This is a genomic window from Labilithrix sp., assembly GCA_019637155.1.
Lineage (GTDB): Bacteria > Myxococcota_A > Polyangia > Polyangiales > Polyangiaceae > Labilithrix.
The window spans coordinates 263,036-277,108 of record JAHBWE010000008.1 but is presented as its reverse complement, the minus strand read 5'-3'; the positions used below and the strand labels follow the sequence as shown (position 1 = coordinate 277,108).

At 72.4% G+C, this 14,073-nt stretch carries 10 protein-coding genes; 5 read left to right on the top strand and 5 right to left on the bottom strand.

Going from position 1 to position 14,073, the window contains the following annotated elements; genetic code table 11:
* Nucleotides 1-54: 54 nt before the first annotated feature.
* The gene (locus KF837_18945) at nt 55-3,759 is read left to right on the top strand and encodes a protein kinase (GenBank protein ID MBX3229403.1); all 3,705 of its coding nucleotides are present in this window, start codon (nt 55-57) and stop codon (nt 3,757-3,759) included.
* Here KF837_18945 and KF837_18940 read toward each other — a convergent pair.
* Nucleotides 3,750-5,030, bottom strand: coding sequence for a sigma 54-interacting transcriptional regulator (locus KF837_18940; protein MBX3229402.1), 1,281 nt, complete (start codon nt 5,028-5,030; stop codon nt 3,750-3,752). The genes KF837_18945 and KF837_18940 overlap by 10 nt on opposite strands.
* 17 nt (nt 5,031-5,047) lie before the next feature.
* On the opposite strand from KF837_18940, the gene KF837_18935 reads away from it, so the two are divergent.
* Nucleotides 5,048-6,310 carry a glycosyltransferase family 1 protein gene (locus tag KF837_18935; protein MBX3229401.1) on the top strand — a complete coding sequence of 421 codons (1,263 nt, stop codon included), beginning with the start codon at nt 5,048-5,050 and terminating at the stop codon, nt 6,308-6,310.
* A gap of 22 nt (nt 6,311-6,332) precedes the next feature.
* On the opposite strand, the gene KF837_18930 is transcribed toward KF837_18935, so the two are convergent.
* Nucleotides 6,333-8,510, bottom strand: coding sequence for a porin family protein (locus KF837_18930; GenBank protein MBX3229400.1), 2,178 nt, complete (start codon nt 8,508-8,510; stop codon nt 6,333-6,335).
* A 356-nt stretch (nt 8,511-8,866) separates the two neighbouring features.
* Between KF837_18930 and KF837_18925 the strand changes: the two genes are divergently transcribed.
* On the top strand, nt 8,867-9,580 hold the full coding sequence (locus KF837_18925) for a LexA family transcriptional regulator (protein ID MBX3229399.1): 714 nt from the start codon (nt 8,867-8,869) through the stop codon (nt 9,578-9,580).
* 129 nt (nt 9,581-9,709) lie between these two features.
* The gene (locus KF837_18920; protein MBX3229398.1) at nt 9,710-10,207 is read left to right on the top strand and encodes a hypothetical protein; all 498 of its coding nucleotides are present in this window, start codon (nt 9,710-9,712) and stop codon (nt 10,205-10,207) included.
* A gap of 349 nt (nt 10,208-10,556) precedes the next feature.
* Here the strand turns inward: KF837_18920 and arfB are convergent, their stop codons facing one another.
* On the bottom strand, nt 10,557-10,988 hold the full coding sequence (gene arfB, locus KF837_18915) for an aminoacyl-tRNA hydrolase (GenBank protein ID MBX3229397.1): 432 nt from the start codon (nt 10,986-10,988) through the stop codon (nt 10,557-10,559).
* A 24-nt stretch (nt 10,989-11,012) separates the two neighbouring features.
* Nucleotides 11,013-11,747 carry an EI24 domain-containing protein gene (locus tag KF837_18910; protein MBX3229396.1) on the bottom strand — a complete coding sequence of 245 codons (735 nt, stop codon included), beginning with the start codon at nt 11,745-11,747 and terminating at the stop codon, nt 11,013-11,015.
* A 57-nt stretch (nt 11,748-11,804) separates the two neighbouring features.
* On the opposite strand from KF837_18910, the gene KF837_18905 reads away from it, so the two are divergent.
* Entirely contained in the window at nt 11,805-13,091 is a 1,287-nt protein-coding gene (locus KF837_18905) for a hypothetical protein (GenBank protein MBX3229395.1), read from the top strand.
* On the opposite strand, the gene KF837_18900 is transcribed toward KF837_18905, so the two are convergent.
* A complete protein-coding gene (locus KF837_18900; protein ID MBX3229394.1) occupies nt 13,069-14,055 on the bottom strand; it encodes a formamidopyrimidine-DNA glycosylase in 987 nt (328 codons plus the stop codon). The genes KF837_18905 and KF837_18900 overlap by 23 nt on opposite strands.
* Nucleotides 14,056-14,073: the final 18 nt, after the last annotated feature.

Here is a 14,073-nt window from a genome sequence, read left to right as displayed (position 1 = left end):
GCGGTCCACAGGCGCCGCGCGGCGCCGAGCTTCCGGCCTGGCCCGACGCTCGCAATGACGATCGACATGGAGGACAATGCGGAGCCGATGGAGGGGAGCGCGCCGATCGGCGGACGCTTCGTGATCGAGAGCCTCGCCGGCACCGGCGGCATGGGCGCGGTCTATCGCGCGCGCGACCGCGTCACCGGCGGGCTCGTCGCGCTGAAGGTGATCGCGGAGCAGGGGAGCGATCGGCGCTTCGAGCAAGAGGCGCGCGTGCTCGCGCAGCTCGATCACCCCGCCGTCGTCGGGTACGTCGCGCACGGATCCGTCCGCGAGCGCGCGTACATCGCGATGGAGTGGCTCGACGGCGAAGACCTCCGCGCGCGCCTCGCCCGCGAGCCGCTCTCGCTCGCCGACACGTTGCTCGTCGCGCGTCGCGTCGCGGAGGCGCTCGCCGCCGCGCACGCGCGCGGGATCGTCCATCGCGACGTCAAGCCCGCGAACCTCTTCCTCGTCGACGGCGCGCCGTCGCGGCTCAAGGTCGTCGACTTCGGCATCGCGCGGACGCGCGGCGGCGGCGCCTTCGACACGACCGCGGTCCCGATCACGCGGACGGGGCTCGTGATCGGATCGGTCGGGTACATGTCGCCGGAGCAGGCCCGCGGGGCGAAGGACGTCGACGCGCGCGCGGACGTGTTCGCGCTCGGCTGCGTCCTCTTCGAGTGCATCACCGGCCAGCCCGCCTTCGCCGGCGTCAACGCGGTCGCGGTGCTCGCGAAGGTGCTCCTCGAAGAGGCGCCGCGGACGCGCCACCTCGCGCCGAGCGTCCCGCCCGCGATCGACGAGCTCGTCGCGCGTATGCTCGCGAAGGACCCGGACGCGCGCCCGCGCGACGCGGCCACGGTCCTCCGCGCGCTCGAGGCGAGCGAGACGTCGCGATCGAGCGGCAGCGGCGTCGGCGATCGCGAGCAGCGCATGGTCACGATCGTGCTCGCGCGCGGCGTCGCCGCCGGCGCGGCGCCGGTCGCGGGCGCGATCCCGCTCGCCGCCGACGCCTTCCTCGTCGAGTTCCGCGGGCACGACCCCACCACCGCCGCGGCGGCGTGCGCGCTCTCGCTCGCGCGCGAGCACGCGGGGGCGTCGCTCGCGATCGCGACCGGGCGCGTCGGCGACGCGCACGCGGGCGCGTACGGTCCGATCATCGATCGCGTCGCGACGCTCGCCCCGCGCCCGCGCGGGATCCCGATCGACGACGTGTCGGCCGCGCTCCTCGGCGATCGCTTCGAGATCGAGGACGGCGCGCTCCTCGGCCCCGCCCGCAGCGAGACCGCGCCGCGCACGCTCCTCGGAAAACGCACGCCCTACGTCGGCCGCGACAAAGAGCTCGCGCTGCTCGAGGCGACCTTCCGCGAGTGCCTCGGCGAGCCGGTCGCGCGCTCGGTCGTCGTCACCGCCGCGGCCGGCGGCGGCAAGAGCCGGCTCGCGCACGAGCTCCTCGCGCGCGTGCGCGGCGAGGCGACGGTCCTCGTCGCGCGCGGCGATCCCGTCGGCGCCGGCTCCGCGCTCGGCCTCGCGCGCCGGCTCGTCCAGAGCGCCGCCGGAGTGCGCGACGACGACGCGGCGGAGGTGCAGCACGCGACGCTCCGCGCGTACCTCGATCGCTTCTTCGCGGACGAGGTGCTCGACCACACCGCGGAGATGCTCGGCGAGCTCGTCGGCGCGCCCGCGCCTTCGCCGAGCCCGCAGCTCCGCGGCGCCCGCGACGACGCGCGCGCGCTCGGGATCTGGATCGCGAAGAGCTTCGCCGAGTGGATCGCGGCCGCGGTCGAGGCGGGGCCGATCGTCTGCGTGATCGAGGACCTCCACTGGGGCGACGGCGCGAGCGTCGCGTACCTCGACGAGGCGCTGCGCGCGAACGAGGCGCGCCCGCTGATGGTGCTCGCGCTCGCGCGGCCCGAGGTGCACGACCTCTTCCCCGGGCTGTGGTCGCGCTGCGCGGTGCAGGAGGTGAAGCTCTCGGCGCTGACGAAGCGCGCGGCCGAGCGCCTGATCCGCGCGGTGCTCCCCGACCTCGACGACGCCGGCGTCGCGCACATCGTGGAGCGCTCCGGCGGCAACGCGTTCCACCTCGAGGAGCTGATCCGCCACGTCGCGGAGCGCGGGTGGGGCTCGCTCCCCGAGACGGTGCTCGCCCTCGCGGAGGCGCGCATCGCGCGGCTCGATCCCGACGCGCGCCGTTTCTTGCGCGTCGCGAGCGTCTTCGGCGAGACGTTCTCGGAGCCCGGCGTCACCGCGCTGCTCGACGGCGAGGCCGCCGCCGGCGACGCGCTGCAGCGGCTCGTGGTGGAGGAGCTCGTCGTGCCCGCGCCGAGCCGCGGCCTCGCGCGCGAGCATCGGTTCCGGCACGGCCTCCTCCGCGACGCCACGTACGCGATGCTAGCGGACGACGACCGGACCGCGCTCCACGGGCGCGCCGGCGCGTGGCTGGAGGAGGCGGGCGAGAAGGACGCGCTCGTCCTCGCGGAGCACTTCGATCGCGCCGGCGACCGCGCGCGCGCGGCGCCCTGCTTCCTCGACGCCGCGCAGCGCGCGGTCGAGTCGTGGAACATCGGCGCGGCGCGCGCGCTCTCGGAGCGCGGCGTCCACTGCGGCGCGACGGGGGAGCTCCTCGGCCGGCTGCGCCTCGTCCAGGCGATCGTGGACGCCGGCTCCGGCGCTCACGCGAGCGCCGCGCGCGCGGCGAAGGAGGCGTACGCGCTCGTCCCGCCGCGCTCCTCTCACTCCTACGCCGCGGCGGCGCACGCGCTGTCGTCCGGCGCCTACGTCGGCGACAACGAGGCCGCGCCGGAGATCATCCAGATGCTCCTCACGACCGATCCGGACGTGCAATTGACCGGCTTCTACGGCTTCGCGATCTCCCTCGCCGTCGAGATCCTCGACAGCGTCGGCCAGCTCGAGGCGGCGGAGCGGCTCGTCGAGCACGCGGAGCGCGCCGCGGCGTCGGACGCCAGCCGCGCGTTCCGCGTCTTCGTCCGCTACGCGCGCGTCGCGATGATGCTGCGGCGCGACGCGGACCTCGGCGTGATGATCGAGAGCGCGAAGGAGGCTCGGCGCGAGCTCGAGACGATCCCGGATCGGATCGCGATCGGCCTCTTCGACTACGGGACCGCGGTCCTCTTCGGGGAGGCGGGGGACTCGAGGCGCGCGCGCTCTCTCTTCTTCAAGCTCCAGCGCGACATCGGCGAGGCGCCGCTCTTCTCCGCGTGGTGCGCGATCCAGCTCGGGTGGCTCGACGTGTTCGAGGAGCGCTACGACGACGCGATCGCGCAGGCGCGGCGCGCGTTCGCGCTCGATCCTCATCACGCCCATGCGCTCGCCGCGTACGCCCACCTCGAGAAGGGCGACCGGAGCGAGGCGGAGCGCCTCGCCGCGCGCGCGCTCGAGGGCATCGACGACAAGCTCGTGACGCCGTTCGTCGTCGCCCTCGCGTACGCGGCGGCGTCGCGCGTCGCGCTCGCCGCCGGCCGCCTCGACGACGCGCTTCGCCTCGTCGTGCGGGCGGAGGCGACGAGCTTCGGCGCGCCGCCGATGACGCGCTCCTTCGTCGCCCGCACGTCGATCGACGTCGCGCGCGCGCGGGGTGAGGACGCGCGCGAGCGGATAGACGCGTTCGTCGCGCGGATCGCGCGTCACGAGCGCTCCCTCCCCGAAGAGCTGCGCGCCGGGTACCGCCGCCACGACGATCACCGCCACGTCCTCGAGCTCGCTCAGCGATGACGCTTCAGCAGCTTGTAGAGGTACACGCGATCGATCCCCGCCGCGGCGGCGGCCTTGGTCATCTGCCCTCGATGGCGCGCGACGAGGTCCTTCACGTAGGCCTGCTCGAACCGATCGAGCGTGCGCCGGCGGGCCTCGGCGTAGGGCACGCTCGCGTCGACCTCGGCGCGCGGCGCGGCCTCCTCGCCGATCGGGAGCGCCTCCTCGAACGCGAGGCATCGCTCGAGGTGGTTCCTGAGCTCGCGCACGTTGCCGGGCCACGCGCCGCGACGGAGCGACGCGAAGAGCTCGGGCGTGCAAAGCGCCGCGATCGCGTCGTCGCTCGCGCCGAGCGAGCGGAGGAGGTCGCGGCTCAGGGCGGGGAGGTCGTCGGCGCGCTCGCGCAGCGGCGGGAGCGCGACGCGCATCACCGCGAGGCGGAAGTACAGGTCCGCGCGGTAGCGTCCGTCGTTGACCTCGCGGCGCAGGTCGCGGTTCGTCGCCGCGACGATGCGGACGTCGACCTTCTGATGCGCGTTCGAGCCGACGCGCCGGATCTCGCGGCTCTCGAGCGCGCGGAGCAGCTTGGGCTGCTGCTCGAGCGGGAGCTCGCCGATCTCGTCGAGGAAGATCGTCCCGCCGCTCGCCTCCTCGAACGCGCCGACGCGCCGCTCGCCGGCGCCGGTGAACGCGCCCTTCTCGTGGCCGTAGAGCTCCGACTCGAGGAGGTTCGCCGGGATCGCGCCGCAGTCGACGACGACGAAGGGCCGGCCGCTCCGCGCGCTCGCGCGGTGGATCGCCTCCGCGACCTTGCCCTTCCCGGTCCCGGTCTCGCCCTCGAGCAGCACCGTCATGTCGTTGCCGGCCGCGCGCTCGATCGGCGCGAGCGCGGCGCGCATCGCGATCGACTCGGCGACGACGCCGTGGAAGCTCCGTCGCGACGAGATCGGCACGCGGCGGACCTGCTCGAGCAGGTCGAACCGGAGCGAGACCCCGGCGAGGCGGACGACGCTGCCGGCGCGCAGGAACGCGTCCGCGACGCGGACGCCGTCGACCACGGTCCCGTTCCTGCTCCCGAGATCGCGGATGCGCGCGTTCGGCCCGTCGAGGACGATCTCGCAGTGGAAGCGCGAGACCTTCGGATCGGAGAGGCAGAGGTCGTTCGACTGGTGGGTGCCGATCGCGCAGCGCGGGCCGGTCGCCTCGTAGGTGACGTCGCCGTCGACGACGGTGAGGCGGAAGCCGCTCGCGGTGGGCGCGTCCGCCGACTCGATCGCCTCGGTCTCGCTCATGGAGGGCCAAGGCTACGATGAAAATCGCGATCGTCACCTGCGGGACGCGCGGAGACGTCCAGCCGTACGTCGCGCTCGCGCGGGCGCTCATGGACCGCGGCCATCGCGTGACGCTCTCGACCCACGCCGAATACGGCGCGTTCATCCGCGCGCACGGCGTCGAGCCGGGCCCGCCCTTGCGCGACAACTTCCGCGCGCTCCTCGAGTCGGACCTCGGACGGCGCTGGCTCGAGTCGGCCGGATCGCCGCGCGAGTATGCGCGCCACGGGCGCGAGCTGCTCGTGCCGCTCCAGGCGCGGTGGTGCGAGGACGCCGACGCGGCGGTCGAGGGCGCGGACGCCGTCCTCTTCTACGTCCTCGCGCCCGGCGCGCTCCACGCCGCCGATCGTCGCGGCCTGCCCGCGGTCGTGCTCGCGCCGTGGCCGATGGTCCCCTCCCGCGAGATCGCGCCGGTGGGGGCGGTGTGGCTCGACCGCTTCCCCGGCTTCGTGAAGCGCGCCGCCGGGCACGAGGTGCTGTCCCTCGCGTTCGGCCCGTTCAACGAGGTCCACAACGACTATCGCCGGCGCGTCGGCGTCGCGCCGTTCCGCGAGCGCAACGTCGTGAGCGCGGTCCTCGCGCGCAGGATACCCGGAGTGCACCTCTTCAGCGAATCGGTGCTCGCGCGCCCCGCCGACTGGCCGGCTCCCTACGAGATCGCGGGGTTCCCGTTCCTGCCGCCGGCGCCGTTCACGCCGCCGGACGCGCTCGCCGACTTCCTCGCGGCGGGCCCGCCGCCGGTCTACGTCGGCTTCGGCTCGATGACGGGCTTCGCGCCGGAGGAGCTCTCCGTCATCGTGACGAAGGCGGCGCGCCTCGCGGGCGTTCGCGTCGTCCTCGCGCGCGGGTGGGCGGGGCTGACGTCGAGCGACGAGCGCGTGCACGTCGTCGACGAGACGCCGCACGATTGGCTCTTTCCGCGCGTCGCCGCGGTCGTCCATCACGGCGGCGTCGGCACGTTCCACGAGGCGCTGCGCGCGGGGAGGCCCAACGTGATCATGACCTTCTTCGGCGACCAGCCGTTCTGGGCCCTCCTCAACCGCAAGCTCGGCACCGGCCCGCGCGCGCTCGCGCGGAGCCGCGTGACGGCGGAGCGCCTCGCCGCCGCGATCCGCGCCGCGCTCGGACCGGACCACCGCGCCCGCGCCGAGGCGCTCGGCGCCCGCCTCCGCGCGGAGCCCGGCGCCGCGCGGGCCGCGGAGCGGATCGAGCGCATCGTCACGTCCCGGCGCTCGGCTTGAGTCGCCGCGCGTCTCGAGCCGCCTAAAATGTGTAGTTTACACCGAGTCCGGCGTGCGCGTACGAGAGCGTGCCGCCGTCGATCTTCCCCGGGGCCGCGTCGCTCGTGAGATCGGCGTTGTTGAAGCCTTGCCGGTAGCCGGCGCCGAGGCGCGCGTTCCAGTCGGGGGTGATGGCGTAGTCGATGCCGACGTTGAGGAGCGCGCCGTAGCTCGCGCCGCTGAAGCTCTGGCTTCCGCCGGGGGTGTCGACGCTCTTGGAGGCGAGCGCGATCGATGCGCCGAGACCGCCGTAGGCCGCGAAGCCGCCCGCGAGGTACTTCACGACCTCGGGCCCGATCTCGATGTTGAAGAACTGCTCCTTCTTGGAGCCGACGAGGAACCCGATGTTGGCGCGGCCCCAGACCTCGTCGCCGACGGGGACGAACTTCGACGCGTTGTAGCCGCCCTCGACCGCGCCGCCGAACGCGATGGTCGTGTCGAGGTTTCCTTTGAGCGCGTACATGCTCACCTGCGGTCGAGCGCCGAGCACGACGCCGATCTGCGGGTGCTCTTTCATCTGCGTACCGTTGTCGGCTTCGCCGCGGCGGAACTTGAAGCCGGAGGGGTTGGTCTCTCCCTCGACGCCGCCCGGTCCGTCGTCCGAGATGCGCCCGAAGCCCGCCGACACGAGCTCTCCGTTCCGCTCGAGCATCGCGACGAACACGTCGCCGCGCCGCGCGCCCTCGCTCCTTCCGACCGAGATCCCCTGCGGCGGGTCCTTGCCCGGTCGAGCCAGCAGTATCGAGAAGAGCCGGAACGGATCGAGCTGTTTGACCTTGTTCTGCAGGTTCAGCGTCGCCCACTCCGTCTTCACGCGGCCGCGGCACCGCGCGACGTTGCGCATGGCGTCGCGGCCGTGCGCGACGTCGTCGTCGACGTCCTTGCAGTGCTTCGAGAAGTGCTGCTGCGTTCCGGGCGCCGACGCGCTGCTGAGGTCGGGCGAGAGATCGATCCCCGCGCACTCCGCCAACCCGAGGACGGCCGGCACTCCGAGCGACGCCGGACCCTGCTGACTGAGCTGACGGAGCTTTTCGCTCGCCGCTTCGACGCTGTCGACCGGCTTCTCGCAGGCGCTCTTCGCGGACTTGATCTCGTCGGCGAGGTCGAGGAGGCGCTGGCTCTTCGAGTCGCCCAGCAGTCCGAGGAGCGCCGGGATGACGTCGCGATCCTTGTCGGCGAGGCTCTTGAGGAGACCTCGCTCCCGCGGGCTCAACGGGGTCGGCGCGACCGTTTCGGCCGGCGTCGCGGGCGCTCCGCCGTCGGCGCCCGGGGCCGCGGGCGGCGGGGTGGGAGCACCGCCGGCGGTTTCGCTCTCGTCCGCCTTGAGCGTCTCGCGGGCGCGGTCGGCGAGCGCGCCGAGCGCGTCGACGCAGGCGTGGATTCCCTTCACGATCGCGGCCCCCTCCGCGATCATCGGTGGGTCGCATCCGGGCTTGGGATGCTTCGAGACCAGCATCTGCTGCGCGCCCATGTTGTTCTGCTGCGGCGCCTTCGTCGCCAGCTCGTAGGCGGCGTCGGTGCCGGCATCGTTGCCGTCGGTGACCGTCTGGAAGAGCGTGAACCCGCCGTTCGCCTCGTGGCGATAGACGTCGGCCTCCATCTTCCAGGAGACATCGAGCATCCACCGCTGGTACGTCGTCCCGTTCTTTCTCTTCGCGGTGACCTTCCTCCACGACGCGGTCTTCTCCGTCAGGCGAGGGAGGATGACCCAGTCCGAGCACGCGATCGAGTAGGCCGCGAACGTGTCGAGGCCTGCCGCGTCGATCATCTCCTTGCTGGAGAGCTGCTTCTTCCCGCGGAGCGCCGCCGGGCTCTCCGTCTCGGCCTCGACGGCGTAGAAGCGCGGCATCGGGAACGTCGCGGAGAACGTGTCGCGGACGTCGTTGAAGAGGGCGCCGTTGCGGAAGACCTGGTGCTCTCCGACGGCGATGCCCTTCTCGTCGACCTCTTTCTCGGGACCGGTCGCGATCTCCTTGCCGCCGAGCTCGAAGACGACGACTCGCCACTTCTCGTAGTGGGACGTCTTCTTCGGAGGACGCATGTAGCAAAAGTCGTAGACGCCATGGACCGTCGGCGCCGTCGACGACGGCGCAGGCGACGACGGCGGCGCCGCGGGCTCGTCAGCGACCGCGGTGAGCGGCAGGCCGACGAGGAGGCCCACGACGCCGGCCAGCGCCACGGCTCGGCGCGACGAGGTTGAGCGGCACTTGGATACTCGACGATCGACCAATGGTCCCTCCCGACTGCTGACAGCGCCTTCCCCGCAATTGGCGATATAGCACCATCATCGAAGATGCTTCTTAGAGGGGCGCGTCATCCGATGTCAACGACGAATCTGCGACTCTCGATTGCATGAACGCCAAATTGTCGAGCAGAAATCGAACATTGAACCATCACTAGTGATGATGGTTCGCACTCGTCATCGGCGCCCAACTCGTCGATGGCTTGGCGCGCGAGAAAGACGACCTTCTTCATTGCGTTGCGCGGGCGATCGCCCGGCGCCGGGAGGCGATCTCGATGACGCAGGAGGCCCTCGCCGCCCGGCTCGACACGGCGCCCACGAACTACCAGCGGATCGAGTCGGGCAAGCAGAACCTGCAGCTCCGTACGCTCGAACGGATCGCGACGGAGCTCGGCACGACGGTGTACGCGCTCATCGCGGCGGCCGACCCCAACGCGAAGACGCCGGCCGCGACGCACGCGGTCGTCCGACCGACGCCGCTCGTGCGCCTGAGCGCTGCGGGGTACCGCGTGCGTCCGTCGACGATGCGAGGGCGGCGGCCGGTCCATGCGGTTCCGGTGATGACGCTCCGAGCGGCCGCGGGCGCGTTCGCGGACGGCGGTCGCGTCGTCGAAGCGCTCGGCTGGGTCATCCTCCCGCGGAAGGGTCCTCCTCCCGAGCGGCAGTTCGTCGCTCAGATCGAGGGCGACTCGATGGAGCCTCGGATCCCGGACGGCGCGGTCTGCCTCTTCGGTCCGCCGGCGCCGCCGCCCTTTCGCGGCCGCGCGGTCTTGGTGGCCCACCCCGTCTTCTCGGCCGAGGGCCTCGGCGGACCGTTCGCGTTGAAGATGCTCGAGACCCGCCGGCGACCGGACGGCACGCAGCGCGTGACCCTTCGCTCGCTCAACCCACGCTACGCGCCCGTCGTGATCGACGCCGCCGACGAGCACGAGCTGCGCGTGATCGCCGATCTGGTCGAGGTCCTCGTCCCGAAGCCGCGCCGGCCCTGATCGCGCACGGCGTGCGCCGGCCGGTGCACGAGATGCGCGCCGAAGGGGCAGATGCGCGCCGAAGGGGCGTGTGCACGCGGAAACGGCGTCGCGCACGCTGGCGCGCGACGTGCTTCGAAGGCGAGCGCGATGTCGATCGAGGGATGGTTGCCGGCGGTTCGAGGTGCGGGGGCGGCGATCGTGCTCGCGGTGCTCGTCACGGCGTGCGGGGAGAAGCCGCCGCCGGTCGCGGGACCTCCGCGGACGCTCGACGCGAGTCGGATCCGCGCGACGTGCCCGCTCGGCGTCGAGAACGCGCACATCCAGTTCGACGAGACGGCGACGGGCGCGACGCTGCTCTTCACGACGACGCCCGATCGCCTCGACGAGCTCCGACGCCGCGCCCGCGACGCGGCCGCGCTCCACGGAGCGGGGAGGGGCGCAGGCGTTGGCCACGACGGCTGGCACGGCGTGGGCGGCGGACGCCACGGCATCCAGCCGGTCCACCTCCCACCCGTGCAGACACGCTTCGAGGAGGTCGCCGACGGCGCCCGCCTCACGTTCACCCCCGACAAGATGGACGACGTCGACCTCCTCCGAAACAAGCTCCGCGCCCGCGCCGCCCGCATGATGTCCCGCTGCGATTGAGGCACGTGTTCTCGGATCCGGAGAACGCGCCGGGGCGAGCTGCAAGCGATCCTGCCCGCGGAGGTGGCGGCACGAGCCGGGGACGTTCGTGGAGCGTGCGCTCGCGGAGCAGCGCACGGACCTCCTGTTCTCGGTGATGGCGCCGCGGCCCTCCCCAGGCCGCCGACACGAAACCGGAGCGCATCCGCAGGAAAGGCCGAGGGGATCTTCAGCGTCCTGGCCGCGCGCAAGCTTCCCGTCACCGACGTCGAGCGCGAGCGTATCCTCCGGTGCGAGGAGCTCGAGCAACTCGACTGAAACAAGAAGGTGCTCGACGCGCGAGACGAGGGGCGCGCGAGACGAGGAGCAGTCAGTCGTCCTTCGACGGCTTCTTGCGCGTGGCCTTCTTCTTGGCGACCTTCTTCTTCTCGGTGACGCGCTTGGCCTTCTGCGCTTTGCTCACCTTCGTCGGCTTTCGGACCTTCGGCACCTTCAGCGCTTCGAGGATCATCTCCTTGAGCTTCTGGCGGGCGTCGGCGAGGTTCTTCGCCTGGTCGCGGGTCTTCTCGCTCTTCACGAGGATGCGGCCCTCGGCGTCGAGCGAGCCCTTCGCGAGCTTGCGGAGGCGATCGCGCGCGTCGTCCGGGAGGGCGACCGTCCCCTCGAAGTCGAACGTGAGCTCGATCTTCGAGGAGACCTTGTTCACGTTCTGACCGCCCGGGCCGCCAGACCTCACGGCGGTCCATTCGAGATCGCTGCCGGGCAGCGTGACCTTGTCGTTGATCGTCAGCGGCGTGCTCATTTCAGCGGCTCAGCCTCACACGCTTCATGGCCGATCGGCAAGGACTACCAAACGCGTCGCGCCCGCCACCCCAAAGGGCAGGAGGAGGAGCCCCAACCCCGGCACGAGGAGGACCACCGACGCCGCGAGCCCGAAGCCGAGGACCGCCGCCGCGTGCCGGCGCAGGAAGGCCGCGCGCGCCCCCACCTCCTCGCCGCGGAGGCCGAGCGGGTAGTCCAGGAAGTCGTAGCTGATCGCGAACCCCGCGACCGCGAGCTTGAGCGGGACGGTGACGACCGACGCCGGCGGAAAGAGGAGCGTGACCACCGAGAGAAGAAGGAGGAGCGGCAGGCTCACCGCGAGGGCGAAGAGCGTGACGCGGAGCGAACGGAAGAGCGACGGGAAAAGAGGCTGATCCGGCCACGTGCGGCCGCCGAGGGCGAGCTCCTGGCGGCGCGCGATCGCGTCGAGCGCGAACCCCGAGAGCGGCTGCGCGAGCGTGAGCGCGAGGAGGAACGCGAGGAGGAGGCCCACGATCCAGAACAGGACGCGGAGGCCCCAGAGCCCGGCCGCCGCCCAGCCGCTCGTCGCCCCGGAGAGGACCTGGTCGGCGAGGCTCGCTCCGCCCCAGATCGCGAGGGCGCCGGTCGCGCCGAAGAGCAGCGTCGCGACGAAGATAGGGATCGCGGCCCAGCCCCACATTTTCGGGCGAAACAGGACAAAGCCGATCCCGCCGAAGAAGGCGCGGAGGCCGTCGAGGAAGCCGAGCCGGCGAGGCACCCCGACAGCGATAACCACGGCGTTGCGCCTTGGCGAGAGCGGGGCGATGCTCGGGACGTGATCCGGCGGCCGGTGGCGCTCCTGCTCGTGTCGCTCTTCGCGATCTCGTGTCGCTCGAAGGAGCTCGTGAGCGACGCGAAGGTGGAGGTCCTCGGCGGGCGCGCGACGCTCGTGCTCGACGGGACGAAGACGGAGCTGCCCGACGAGGTCGCGCCCGACACGGTGGTGACGCGCGACGAGAGCGGGCGGCGCCTCGCGTACCGCACGAAGGCGGGGCAGGGGCGCGTCCTCTACCGCATCGGCGAGGGCGTGTTCGTCGGACCGATCGTCGGCCTGCCGGTCGACTTCGCGGCGGCGCCCGAGACCGCGCGCGCGCTCGCGCCGCTCTGGGAGATGGCGAAGACGAAGGAGCGCCGGCTCGGGCTCGCGGCGGAGCTCGAGCGCGAGAAGGGACCGAGCGCGAACGTCGAGCTGCTCGTCGCGACCGCGTCGATCCCGGGACCGGGCTGGGACGAGGTCCGCGCGAAGGCGCCGGCCGACGCGCTCGAGAAGGCGATGTGGCCCGTCTTCATGCAGACCGATCCGCTCGCGATCGCCCGCGCCGCGCGCGTCGTCGATCTCGGGACCAGCGCCGCGGACAAGCGACCCTTCGTCACGATCAAGGCGCACGACCTCGGGCGTCGCTGGGTCGAGCCACGCGCCGCCGCGGCGCTCTTGCGGGCGGTCCTCGCGTACGAGCCGAAGGCCGCGGGCACGATCGCGTGCGACGTGGCGAGCACGCGGCCGAAGTCGCTCGAAGGAGGGGGAGGGGAGGAGGCCTTCCTCGCCGAGGCGGTGTACCTCGCGCTCGCGCTCGCGCCGGCGCCCTGCGTTCGAGAGACGCTCCTCGCGCAAGGCCTCGAGCCGCTCGATCACCCGAGCTTCCGCTGCAACGAGAAGGGACCGCTCGGCTGGGCGAGCGACACGAAACAAGACGAGCCGCTCTGCACGATCGAGCAGGTCGGGCCCATCCTCGCGGCGGAGGGGGAGCGACCGCCGCGCGACGTCTTCACCGCCGCCGAGGCGCGCGCGCCGCTCGTCGCGTACGCCGCGCTCCTCGAGAAAGGAAAGCTGCCGGACGCGTTCGTCGCCGCGCACGAGCGCCGGCGCTGGGCGCTCGTGCAGCCGAAGACGCCGAGCTGCGAGGACGCGCCGCCGAAGGCGCCGTGCGCGTGCGACGAGGCGACCGTGCGTCAGAACGCGGCCCGCAACGCGGTGGGGCACGTCGCGATCGGCGTCTGCGAATACGACGTCGACGAGGCGAAGAAGCAGATCGTGAACGTCACCCGCCGCGCTTCGGAATGAACGACGCCGCGCGCTCGGCGATGCTGCCCTTCTTCGGCGGCGGCGCCGGCGGCGCGACGACGGCGCGGCCCTCTGCCTTCTTCGCCTCGAGCTCCTCGAGCGTCTTCGGCCAGTCGCCGCGCATGAGGCGCGAGAGCGATCGATCGGCGAGGAGCTTGCCCTCGGTCTGGCAGGTCGGGCAGTAGTTCATCTCGTTGGCGGCGTAGCGGATGCGCTGCACGGGGCCGCCGCAGCGCGGGCACGGCTTGCCGTATTTGCCGTGCACCGCCATCTCGGGGCGGAACGCGGTGACCTTCTCGGGGAACTCCTCGCCCGCCTCGGCGCGCAGGCGATCGGTCCACTCCTTCAGCACGACGTGGATCGAAGAATGGAGCTTCTCGATCTCGGCGTCGGTGAGCCTCGAGGTGAGCTTCACCGGCGACATCCGCGCGTGGTGCAGGATCTCGTCCGAGTACGCGTTCCCGATCCCGCTGAAGAGGTGCGGGTCGGTGAGCGATCGCTTCAGCGTGTGGTTCTCGCTCCGCAGCTTCGCGGCGAACGCGGCGACGCTGGAGCCGAGCACCTCCATCCCGCCGGGGTCGAGCGCGGTGAGGCCGGCATCGTCGACGAGGTGGATGCTCGCGCGCTTCTTCGTGCTCGCCTCGGTGAGGACGAGCGTGCCCGCGCCGGTGAAGTCGAACGCCGCGAGCCCGACCTTCCCCGGGATCGCGGCGCCGAGCTCCTTCCACCGGAAGCGCCCCGCGACCATGAGGTGGATGACGAGGTGGAGCGCGGTGAAGTCGAAGACGATGCGCTTGCCGAGGCGGTGGACGCGCTCGACCTTCTGCCCGTAGACGGCCGTGAGCGGCGGCTCCGCCGTGCGGAGCACGAACGGTGACGCGAGCCGCACCTTCTCGAGCGCCTTTCCCTTCGTCCGCGCCGCGATGTGCTCGATGTACACGTCGACGTCGGGCAGCTCGGGCATCGCGCGCCCAGCGTATCA

What these genes read in the sequence shown, in the direction of transcription:
- KF837_18945 (MBX3229403.1), top strand. Translation starts at nt 55, where the DNA reads ATGACGATCGACATGGAGGACAATGCGGAGCCGATGGAGGGGAGCGCG.
- KF837_18940 (MBX3229402.1), bottom strand. Translation starts at nt 5,030, where the DNA reads ATGAGCGAGACCGAGGCGATCGAGTCGGCGGACGCGCCCACCGCGAGC.
- KF837_18935 (MBX3229401.1), top strand. Translation starts at nt 5,048, where the DNA reads ATGAAAATCGCGATCGTCACCTGCGGGACGCGCGGAGACGTCCAGCCG.
- KF837_18925 (MBX3229399.1), top strand. Translation starts at nt 8,867, where the DNA reads ATGACGCAGGAGGCCCTCGCCGCCCGGCTCGACACGGCGCCCACGAAC.
- KF837_18920 (MBX3229398.1), top strand. Translation starts at nt 9,710, where the DNA reads ATGTCGATCGAGGGATGGTTGCCGGCGGTTCGAGGTGCGGGGGCGGCG.
- arfB (MBX3229397.1), bottom strand. Translation starts at nt 10,988, where the DNA reads ATGAGCACGCCGCTGACGATCAACGACAAGGTCACGCTGCCCGGCAGC.
- KF837_18900 (MBX3229394.1), bottom strand. Translation starts at nt 14,055, where the DNA reads ATGCCCGAGCTGCCCGACGTCGACGTGTACATCGAGCACATCGCGGCG.